Source organism: Arthrobacter sp. STN4 (genome assembly GCF_024539665.1).
Classification (GTDB): domain Bacteria; phylum Actinomycetota; class Actinomycetes; order Actinomycetales; family Micrococcaceae; genus Specibacter.
This window is the reverse complement of the sequence record NZ_JAKZGX010000049.1, coordinates 1-10,487: the sequence shown is the minus strand read 5'-3', so window position 1 is coordinate 10,487 and position 10,487 is coordinate 1. Positions and strand designations below refer to the sequence as shown.

At 67.8% G+C, this 10,487-nt stretch carries 7 protein-coding genes and 1 pseudogene; 4 read left to right on the top strand and 4 right to left on the bottom strand.

Going from position 1 to position 10,487, the window contains the following annotated elements:
• Positions 1–244 (bottom strand): annotated as a pseudogene (locus MMF96_RS18910) (IS982 family transposase); the annotation flags it as partial.
• 168 nt (positions 245–412) lie between these two features.
• Between MMF96_RS18910 and MMF96_RS18905 the strand changes: the two are divergent.
• From MMF96_RS18905 to hrpB, 3 genes are read left to right on the top strand one after another with little or no spacing between them, the layout of a single operon-like run.
• Positions 413–1,075, top strand: a complete 663-nt coding sequence (locus MMF96_RS18905; RefSeq protein ID WP_256884421.1) for an MBL fold metallo-hydrolase — start codon at positions 413–415, stop codon at positions 1,073–1,075.
• 23 nt (positions 1,076–1,098) lie between these two features.
• Positions 1,099–1,422, top strand: a complete 324-nt coding sequence (locus tag MMF96_RS18900; RefSeq protein ID WP_176618537.1) for a putative quinol monooxygenase — start codon at positions 1,099–1,101, stop codon at positions 1,420–1,422.
• 3 nt (positions 1,423–1,425) lie between these two features.
• Positions 1,426–4,008 (top strand): ATP-dependent helicase HrpB, encoded by a 2,583-nt coding sequence (gene hrpB / locus MMF96_RS18895; protein WP_256884420.1) that lies wholly within the window; start codon positions 1,426–1,428, stop codon positions 4,006–4,008.
• Between the two features lie 54 nt (positions 4,009–4,062).
• Here hrpB and MMF96_RS18890 read toward each other — a convergent pair whose 3' ends face one another.
• The 3 genes from MMF96_RS18890 to MMF96_RS18880 all read right to left on the bottom strand — a co-directional run bounded on the left by MMF96_RS18890 (position 4,063) and on the right by MMF96_RS18880 (position 7,475).
• On the bottom strand, positions 4,063–4,923 hold the full coding sequence (locus MMF96_RS18890) for a hypothetical protein (RefSeq protein WP_256884419.1): 861 nt from the start codon (positions 4,921–4,923) through the stop codon (positions 4,063–4,065).
• 193 nt (positions 4,924–5,116) lie between these two features.
• Positions 5,117–6,679, bottom strand: coding sequence for an FG-GAP-like repeat-containing protein (locus MMF96_RS18885; RefSeq protein WP_256884422.1), 1,563 nt, complete (start codon positions 6,677–6,679; stop codon positions 5,117–5,119).
• A 175-nt stretch (positions 6,680–6,854) separates the two neighbouring features.
• Positions 6,855–7,475 carry an L-threonylcarbamoyladenylate synthase gene (locus tag MMF96_RS18880; RefSeq protein ID WP_256884418.1) on the bottom strand — a complete coding sequence of 207 codons (621 nt, stop codon included), beginning with the start codon at positions 7,473–7,475 and terminating at the stop codon, positions 6,855–6,857.
• Positions 7,476–7,786: 311 nt separating this feature from the next.
• Between MMF96_RS18880 and MMF96_RS18875 the strand changes: the two genes are divergently transcribed.
• Positions 7,787–10,078, top strand: a complete 2,292-nt coding sequence (locus MMF96_RS18875; protein WP_256884417.1) for a transglycosylase domain-containing protein — start codon at positions 7,787–7,789, stop codon at positions 10,076–10,078.
• The last annotated feature ends 409 nt before the right edge of the window (positions 10,079–10,487 follow it).

Below are 10,487 nucleotides of genomic sequence, written 5' to 3'. Positions count from 1 at the left end.
CGGACTGGCCCGGCAAATAGGGAAACATCCCTCGGTAGTTTTCCGTGGCGTAGCGCAACCAACGGGCTTCTGAAACGAACCCGAGCATCGCCTGCAGCAACGCCAACGCCATGACCTCTGCGTCACTTATCTTGGGACTGATCCCGATCCTGGGCCGGTACGGAACCCGTTCCGGATGGGCCTTCAACAAGTCATCGGCAACGACATAGAATGCAGTGGCAAGGGTTTCCAGATCGGCGTCCACGAGGACCTCCGGGTTCGGCGTTTGGTTTGATACCGCCGATTGTGGGCGCCCTTGCCCTTCAAAGCATCACACCACGCCGCACACCTTGGAATTACACATCTAGCGCCAAGCGGCCTCCCCAAACTCGCTTCGCTCCTTTGGGGCCCCTCGGCCGCTAGGCTTAGCCCCATGACTGCAGAGACCAGCCTCATCCACGAACTTCCCAGCGTCACCGTCCGCCGCACGGTGGTTTCGGCCATGGCCAACAATGTCTACCTCATCACGCACCGGCAAAGCGGCGCCCAGGTCCTCATTGATGCCGCCGACGACGCCCCCGCCATCCGCCGCATGCTCCAGGACTCGGCGGCGGATTCCGCGGCAACGGCCAAGCTGTTGCTCGTGGCCACCACCCACCGCCACTGGGACCACGTGCGCGCCCTGGCCGGGATTGCCGGCGGCATCCCCACCGCAGCGGGACGTGAGGACGCCGCCGGGATCGAGTCCGAATCCGGCGTCGCCGTCAGCCGTCAGCTGGAGCACGGCGACGTGCTGGAGACGGACGGGATCACCCTTCACGCCGTCAACCTCCGCGGCCACACCGCCGGATCCATCGCCTACATCCTCGCCGACGGCGGCACCACCCTGATCTTCAGCGGCGATTCCCTCTTCCCGGGCGGCGTCGGCAACACCGAAAGCGATCCCCGGCGCTTCGCATCCCTGCTGGCGGACGTCGAGGAGCGCCTTTTCGGGGCCTATTCCGACGACGCCGTGGTGCTGCCCGGCCACGGGGACCCCACCACACTCGGCGCCGAGCGGCCGTCCCTGCCGGAATGGCGCGAACGCGGCTGGTAGCCCGCTCGCCTAAGCTGGATGGCATGTACTTCATCGTGGTGAAATTCCAGACCAGGCCCAAGCACACCGACCGCTTCATGGACCTCGTGGGCCCGTTCACGGCGGCCACCCGCCAGGAACCCGGCAATCTCTGGTTCGACTGGTCGCGCAGCGTGGAAGACCCGGCCGAGTTTGTCCTGGTGGAAGCATTCCTGGACGACGACGCCGCGGCCGCGCATGTGAACAGCGCCCACTTCAAGGCCGGCCTGGAGGCCATGCGCCCGGCGCTTCTCGCGACTCCCCGGATCGTCTCACGCAAGGTGGATGGCGACGCCTGGGGCGAGATGGGCGAACTGCAGATCGGCTGACCGGTGGCCACAGCCTTTGACCTGGAGACGGTCGGCCGGGGCCTGGCCTTCGCCACCGCCCTGGACCGCCTCGCCGCGGCCCTTGGCAGTGCCGGAACCGCCGTCGTCCAGGCCCCTCCCGGCACGGGCAAGACCACGCTCGTGCCGCCCCTGACGGCCAACCTGGTCCCCGGACTGCGCGTGGTGGTCACCCAGCCGCGGCGCGTGGCGGCACGGGCTGCGGCCCGCCGGCTGGCCGCGCTGGACGGCAGCCCGCTGGGCGGCCGCGTCGGCTACACGGTGCGGGGGGAGAGCCATGCCGGAGCCGAGACGCTCGTGGAATTTGTCACCCCCGGCATCCTGCTGCGCCGCCTGCTGTCCGACCCCGGGCTCGAGTCCACCGGCGCGGTCATCCTCGACGAGGTGCACGAACGCGGCCTTGGGACGGACCTGCTGACCGGCATGCTCTCCGAGGTCAGGCAGCTCCGCGGCGACCTTGTCCTCGTCGCCATGTCGGCCACGGTGGAGGCGGCACGCTTTGCCGCGCTCCTGGCGGACGACGCCGGCACCGCGGCGCCCGTGGTCGACTCGCCGTCGGTGCTGTTCCCCCTCGAAACGGTCTGGGCGCCCGCGCCGGGGCCCCGGATTGACGGGCGGGGCGTGTCGCGGGCCTTCCTGGACCATGTGGCGGACACGGCTTCAGCGGCCCACTCCAAGGCGCTGGGCCGGGATGCCGGCACGGATGCCCTCGTATTCGCCCCCGGCGCCTGGGAAGTCGGGTACATAGCCGCCCGGCTCCGGCGGGCCGGGACCGACGTGCTCGAACTCCACGGCCAGGCGGCGGCCACCGAACAGGACCGGGCCGTTTCCGGGCGCCTGCCCGGCGGGCTGCCGCGCATCATCGTCTCCACCAGCCTGGCCGAGTCGTCCCTGACCGTGCCGGGGGTGCGGCTGGTCATCGACTCCGGCCTGACGCGTGAGCCCCGCCGGGACGTGGCCCGCGGCATGTCCGGCCTGGTCACGGCCTCCTGTTCGCGTGCCTCGGCCGACCAGCGGGCCGGCCGTGCCGCCCGGCTGGGACCAGGAATCGTGGTCCGTTGTTACGACCAAAAGACGTACGCGGCGGCACCGGCGCACCAGCGGCCGGAAATACTGGTCGCAGAGCTGTCCCCGGCCGCGCTCATCCTGGCCTGCTGGGGCGCCCCGGAAGGCTTCGGCCTGGCGCTGCCCACACCACCGCCACAGGCTGCCATGGCCGGCGCCGTGGAAACGCTGCGCGAACTCGGCGCCGTCGACGCCCGCGGCCTGGCCACCCCCTTCGGCAGGATCCTGGCCAGGGTCCCGGCCGACCCCCGTCTGGCGCGTGCCCTCCTGGACGGTGCCGCCGCCGTCGGCCCCCGGAAGGCGGCCGAGGCTGTTGCCCTGGTGGCGGGGGACCACCGAACGCCCGGTGCAGACCTGGCGGCGCTGCTGGCGTCCCTGCGTTCCGGCCGGGACCCGGGGGCCGGGCGGTGGCGGGAAGACGCCCGCCGCATGGAAGGGATCGCGCGCCGGGAGGCAGACGCGAAGCAGGCCGCGCCGCCGGCCGCCGACGCGGGCGGGCAGGGGATCCCTGCCGGGGACGTGACGGGATTCGTCGTCGCGCTTGCCTATCCCGACAGGGTGGCGCGCCGCGTCCCGGGCACCGACACCTATCTCCTGGCTTCGGGCACACGCGCGGGCCTGCCGGGCGGAAGCGCGCTGACCGGCCAGGACTGGGTGGCGGTGGCCGAGGTCGCGCGTGCCCGGGGGCGGGATGCCGCGGGCACCGGGGCGGTCATCCGCTCCGCGGCAGCCGTCAGCCTGGACACGGTGCAGGCCGCGGCCCGCCACCTTGCCTCCGAAGAAGTGTTGGCCGAATTCCGCAACGGGCGCGTCACGGCCCGCAGGGAGCGGCGGCTGGGGGCCATCGTGCTCTCCTCCACGCCGGTCAAGGCCACCACGGCACAGGGACGTGCAGCAGTGGCCGCAGAGCTGCGCGCCTCGGGGCTGGGGCTGCTCACGTGGAGCGGCCCGGCGGACTCGCTGCGGCGCCGGATGGCCCTGCTGCACCGCGAACTGGGGGAGCCCTGGCCGGACGTTTCCGACTCCGCCCTGCTGGACCGACTTGATGAGTGGCTGGCCCCGGAATTGGAGGCGGTGGCCAAGGGAAAGGCTGCTTCCTCCATCGGCCTGGCCGATCCGCTGCGGCGGCTCCTGCCCTGGCCGGAAGCAGCGAAGCTGGGGGAGCTGGCCCCGGAGCGGCTCGCGGTGCCCAGCGGGTCCCAGGCGCGCATTGACTATCCTGACGTGGAGTCCGACGGCGGCAGGCCGGTGGTCGCCGTCAAGCTCCAGGAATGCTTTGGCTGGGCTGCCACGCCGCGGCTGGCCCGCGGCCGGGTCCCGGTGTTGTTCCATCTGCTCTCCCCGGCCGGGCGCCCGCTGGCCGTCACGGACGACCTCGCGTCCTTTTGGTCCGGCCCCTATGCCCAGGTGCGGGCCGAGATGCGGGGACGGTACCCGAAACATCCATGGCCCGAAGACCCGTGGACAGCACCCGCCACTGCGAAGGTGAAGCGCCGGATGTGAGCGCCCGGTGTGCCGCCTCTCCAGCTGGCGTTCCCCCGCCAGGGCGGCTGCCGGTTAGTGGTGCTGGGGTTGGTCTGCCGGGCCCGGGGCCGGCAGCGGGGTATCCGGAATGGGCAGCGGCGTGAACGCGTACGTGCCGCACGTCATGTCGTAGTCGCGCACGTCGTCGTACCACTGGGCAAGGTACACGTGCCCGCCTGAAAAGCCGGGCTTTCCGCACTTGGCCCGCGCCTTGTCGGGGGTGTCCTGCCCCGCGGTGGCCCAGACCGGCACACCGGGCAGTTGCCAGGACCCGGTGATGTCCGCCCACGCGCGGTGGTAGGAGTACAAACCGTAGGGCAGGCCGGCGTCGTGAAACCCGCGCATCATCCCGCCAATGACCAGACGGTTCTCCCGCTGGTGCGTGGGGGACGACGTCGGCCAGGGTTGCGGCTTGTGCGGCTCCACGTCAATCCACACCATCCCCGGCAAGAAGCCGGCCTTGGCCATGGCTGCCACGGCGGCGACAGCCTCGGCGTATCCCGCATTGGACAGTTGACCGTCCCGGGTGCCGGCGGGCCACGGGCCTTGGGCCTTGTTGCCGCGAAGTTGGGCGGGCGTCGGGAATGCCGCCATGGCGTAGGCATGGCGCGGCACGGGCATGTTCGAGGCCCGGCCCACCTGCCAGGCCAGGCACGGGTTGACTGTGAAGGGCAGGCCGTTGGTCACTCCGATGACCGCCAGCTGCGCTGATTCCGGCGGCAGTGGGAGGCCGTAGCCACCTGACGCAGCCGGACATTGGGGCCACGAGATGTCATTGCCGGAATGTGCGGTGGGGACCGCGGGCGTGGCGTGGGGCTGGGGGCCGGGCGCGCAACCGGCCAGCAGGGCGGCGCAGGCCGCCATCCCCGCCAGCAGCCTTGCAACGCGGCACATCGGACCGCCCGGCCTCATAACGTCGTCCCGTTCACGCTGCGTTTCCTGACCCCTTGCTCCAGGTACGTGCGCCAGTCCATTGACCGGTGCCCGCACCACGCTAACGGCCACCTTCGTCCGCGTCCAGTGCCGTGCGCCGCCAAGGACCTGGGACGGCCGCCAGCCTTGCCCCGGCATAGTCCCGAAAATCGTCCTAGAAAATGGTGTTCATGGAATTCCAGCCCCATCCGACGAGCGTGCGCGGCAGCCATGAGACGTTGCCGCCCAGGGCGTACAACCATAGGCTGCCGGCTGGATCCCGGGCCAGCACGTCAGGGGTCCTGTCGCCGTTGAAATCACCGGCGGATGCGAGTGCCGTCATTGAATTCCAGCCGGTGCCCAGCTTGACCCGGGGCAGCCATCCTCCGCGGCCGTTCCCCGGATACAGCCACAGCGTGCCCGAGGCGGTTTCCCGGGACAAAAGGTCCGCCGTACCGTCGCCATTGACGTCGCCGGGGCCCAGGATGGCATTCATGGCGTTCCAGCCACTGCCCACCCTCACTCGCGCCAGCCACCCTCCACGTCCGTTGCCCGGATACAGCCACAGCTCCCCGGCAGCATCCCGGCCCAGGACATCGACCCTTTGGTCGCCGTTGAAGTCACCGGGACCAAGGACAATGCTGAAGGTGTTCCATCCGCTGCCCACTTTTGTGCGTGGCATCCACCCTCCACGTCCGTTGCAGGGGTAAAGCCAGAGGTAGCCTGTGGACCTTTCCCGCGCCAGCACATCAGCCCGCCCGTCCCCGTTGAAGTCTCCCACGGTGTCCAGCGCATTCATGCCCTGCCATCCGGTTCCAATTGTGGATGCCCCGGTGAAGGCGCCACGGCCGTTGCCCGGGTAGAGACGAAGGGCTCCGGTGGCCGCCACGCGGGCCAGCACGTCGTTGTTCCAGTCGCCGTTGAAGTCGCCGGTTGAGCCGGACGGCGACGAGCCGGGCATGGCAAGCGGTGTGAACGTGTAAGGGCTGCAGGTGATGTCATGGTCGTACACGTCGTCGTACCACTGGGAAAGGTACACGCGGCCGCCGGAGAAGGCCGGCCGTGCGCACATGTCCAGGGCTTCCGTGGGGTAGTCAAGGCGGCCCGCGGTCGCCCAGACAGGGACGCCGGGCAGCAGCCAGGATCCCGTAATGGCTGCCCAGCCTGACGTAAACGAGTACAGGCCGTAGGCAAATCCGGCATCGTGAAGCCCGCGCATGAGGCCTTCCACCACCAGCCGGTTTTCCCGCTGTTGGGCGGCTGTCGTGGCCGGCCACGGCTGCGCGGGCCGGGGCTCGACGTCGATCCAGACCACCGGCGGTCGGAAGCCGGCGCCGGCCATGGCGCTGACAGCGGCCGCCGCCTCTGCGTACCCCACGTTGGAGAGTTGCCCGGCACGGGTGGCGGCCGACCACGGGCCGCGGGCCTTGTACGTAAGGAGTTGGGCGGCGGTGGGGAAGGCGGCCATGGCATAGCCGTGGGCCGGCTTGTTCCGGGCGGCCGCCCAGCCGGCTTCGGAGGCCAGGCAGGGATTGGCGGTGAAGGGCAGCCCCCTTGTCAGGCCGATGACAACGAACTGGGCCGAATCGGGAGGGAGGGGCAGGCCGTATCCGCCCGCCGCCGTCGGACATTGCGGCCAGGACACGTCGTTCCCGGAGAGGGATGCGGCCCGTGCGGGGATGGCGAAGGAAACCCCGGACACCAGCAGGCCCAGCACCAGGGCGGCGCAGGCGGCCATGGCCGGCACTGGGCGGCGCAGTCTCCGCCCGGCGCGTGGCCGGGTCGTCGCGGTTAAACAGCGGTCGCCAGGACGGGTGCTCATCTCTTACGGCTTCTCTCGCAGCCAGTGTCTAGGCTCCAGTAAAGCACTGTGTTGCCGGGCCCGCCACAGCACCGGCGGGTACCCTTCGCGGCTATTCGAAACGGGAGGGATCGCCCATGCCGCGTCGGACGACCTCGGCGTAGCCGCTGGAAAAATCGACCACGGTGGTGGGCTCCGCCCCGACGTCGCCGGATTCGATCACCGCATCCACCACGTGGTCAAGCGTCTCCTTGATTTCCCAGCCCTGGGTCAGCGGTTCCTCCTCATCCGGCAGCAACAGGGTGCTGGAGAGCAGCGGCTCGCCCAGTTCGTCGAGTATGGCGTGGATAAGGCGGCTATCCGGAATGCGCACGCCCACCGTTTTCTTTTTCGGATGGGCCATGCGCCGCGGAACTTCCTTCGTGGCGGGAAGGATGAACGTGTATGGCCCCGGGGTCACGGCCTTGATGCTGCGAAAGATGTCGTTGTCCATCATGACGAACTGGCCCAGCTGGGCAAAGTCCTTGCAGACCAGCGTGAAATGGTGCTTGCTGTCCAGATGGCGAATGGCCCGGATCCGGTCCAGCGCATCCCTGTTGCCGATCTGTGCGCCCAAGGCATAGCAGGAGTCCGTGGGGTAGGCGATGAGACCGCCGTCGCGCAGTAGCGCCACCACCTGGGTCACGGAACGCGCCTGCGGGTCGTGGGGATGGATGTCAAAGAACTTGGCCATGCACGTAAGCTTACTTCCGGGCACGCCGGTGCAAAGGTGTTCGCCCGAACGTTTCGCCGCGACATTCAGGAAATTCCCACCAAGATGGTAGAGACTTCACCTGTGCCATCTTTCCCGATGCCGCCGCCCAGCAACACCACGCCATAAACGCTTCATCGGCGCCAGTGCCGGCGAGTCAGCAGATGTCTGCCCGCCGCCCGGTGCTGCCATTCAGCAGAGTACCGCCAGTTAGCACAGGAAGGCTTCCCCGGATGCCCAGAGGAACGCAAGGACCACGAATTCCCTCGATTTGGAGGGACACGGGTTCCACCTTGGGAAACCTGCTGACCCTCCTTGTGGTGTGCGCCGTGGCCGGTGTCCTGGTTGCGGGGCTCCTGATCCCCGCGGGGGCAGTCGCGACTGCCGCCGTGTCCGGCACGGATTCCTTTGTCAACAGCAACCCGGGGACGCTCAAGCTGAACGCGCCTGCACAGGGCACCACCGTGCTCGCCAGCGATGGTTCCGTGATCGCCCGGTTCTATGAGCAGGACCGCCAGGCCGTGACGCTTGCCAAGATGTCGCCGTACATCCGGAACGGCATCGTTGCCATTGAGGATGCCCGGTTCTATCAGCATGGCGGCATCGACCCCACCGGCATCCTGCGCGCCGTGGCCGCAACACTCCATGGTGGGCGTGAGGGTGCGTCCACCATCACCCAGCAGTACGTGAACAACGTGATCATTGAAAACCTGGTCACCTCCGGAAAAACCGACCAGGCAAAGCTCGGTGCCCAAAAGACCATCACGGACAAGATCAATGAGATGAAGCAGGCCATCGACTTGGAAAAGACGATGTCCAAGGACCAGATTCTTCAGGGCTACCTCAACCTCATCTATTTCGGCAACGGCGCCTACGGCATCCAGGCGGCCGCCAAGCTGTACTTTGACACGGACGCGAAGGACCTGACGCTGCCGCAGGCAGCAGCCTTGGCCGGTGTGGTCAACAGCCCCACGGTGTACGACCCGGTGGCGCACCCGGACAACGTGGTGACCCGCCGCAACCAGGTGCTGTCAAAGATGCTTGCGCAAAAGAAGATCACGCAGAAGCAGTACGCCGCCGCTGTCAAGGCACCGCTGGTAGTCCACCTGCACAAGACGGCGCAGGGCTGTGTTGCAGCAAAGATGGCCCCGTACTTCTGCGACTACGTCCAGCAGCTGGTGCTCAACAACTCCGCCTATGGAGCCACGCCGGAAGACCGGGCCAAGTTCCTTTACCAGGGCGGGCTGACCATCAAGACCACCCTGGACCCGAAGCTGCAACAGGTCGCCCAGGACCGGGTGAACAACACGATGAGCCCCACCGACCCGCTGCAGCGCGGTGCCGACGTCGTCAGCGTCCAGCCGGGCACCGGCAAGGTCCTGACCATGGCCCAGAACACCGTATACAACCCGGCCACGAAGCCGGGCAATTACATGGGCAACTTTTCCCTTCCACTCAAGGACGCCAACGGCCTGCCCCTGCACGGCTCCGGCGGCTTCCAGATCGGCTCCACCTTCAAGCCCTTTGTCTTTGCCGAATGGCTCAGGACCGGGCACTCGATGATGACCATGATCAACGGCGCCGTCCAGGACTATCCCATCGGCTACCCATGGAAGAATTCCTGCGGGACCACGACGGGTTCCTATGATCCGGCGAGCGGCACCAACCTGCTCCCCAATGATGATCCGAACCACTACTACCCGATGACCGCCTACCTTGGGCTCGCCATCTCGATCAACACGATCACCTTCCAGACGGCCACCCAGCTGGACTTTTGCAACATCCAAAAAATGGCGACGGCCGCCGGCTTGAAGGAGGGTTCCACCAACAAGCCCTATAACGTGTCGAACATTTCCAACTTGATTGGCTCGGACAACGTGGCGCCAATTGACCTGGCCACGGCCTATGCCACCTTTGCCGCGGGCGGCATCCGGTGCGAGCCGATCGCCCTGACCTCAGTTACGGACTCCACGGGCAAGAGCTATCCGGTGCCCTCGGCGAACTGCCAGCGGACCATGTCCAAGGAAGTTGCTGCAGGTGTCACGTACGCCCTGCAGTACATGCTGGTGCACGGTTCCGGCTACGCCATTCCGCTCAACGACAAGGCCACAGCATTCGCCAAGACCGGAACGACGGACGGCAACGTCGAAACCTGGACCGTGGGTGCAAACTCAGGTATCGCCACGGCAGCCTGGTTCGGCAGCTACCAGGGCAACGGGCCGCAATGGGTGAACCAGGACATCACCATCAACGGTGTCTACTACCCGGGCATCGACGGCAACCAGCTGGCAGGCTCGAACTGGGCCGCGGTCATGAACGCTGCAGCAGGCAACCCGGCCTACCAGGTCAACCCGTTGACGAAGCCGCCGGCGAGCATGCTGAGCCAGACTGCACCGTTGATTGCGGGAACCAACGACCCCATGGCGGGGAGCGGTGTGCCGGTCCAGCAGCCGGATAGTGGCACCTCCACTGCGCAACCCCAGCCCCAGCCGAGCACGCAGGCTGTCCCGAACCCTCCTGCGACGACGAGTCCAACCACAACCGCACCGAAGCATGGACCCAAGTCCCAGCCGACCAACAAGTGAGTGAGGCCCGAACGCGCACCGAAGCCGGGACCATGGTTCGCCTGACAGGGAAGATGGTCCCCTCAAGACGGTGACATGCTAAGCACGCTGACGCGCCCCGACCGACGGTTGCCAGGAGAGGGGACGCGCCTTGAGGCGGCAGGACACGCTTCCTCGACGTTCCTTGGATGACAACAGAACGGCACCCCTCCTACGCCTGAACAGGCGTAGGAGGGGTGCCGTTCTGTTGTCATCTTCATGCATGAAACGAAGGTGGTGGCTCGGTTGAGGGGTGGGGGAGGCTGTGGTGGTAGGGGTTGTATTGGTCTTTTTGGTGGGGGTCTTGGGTGTTGGTGGGGGTGTAGAGGGCGGTGCCGTTGTGGAGGCGGACGGTCCAGAGGCCTTGGTGGATGAGGTGGTGGTGGAGGGG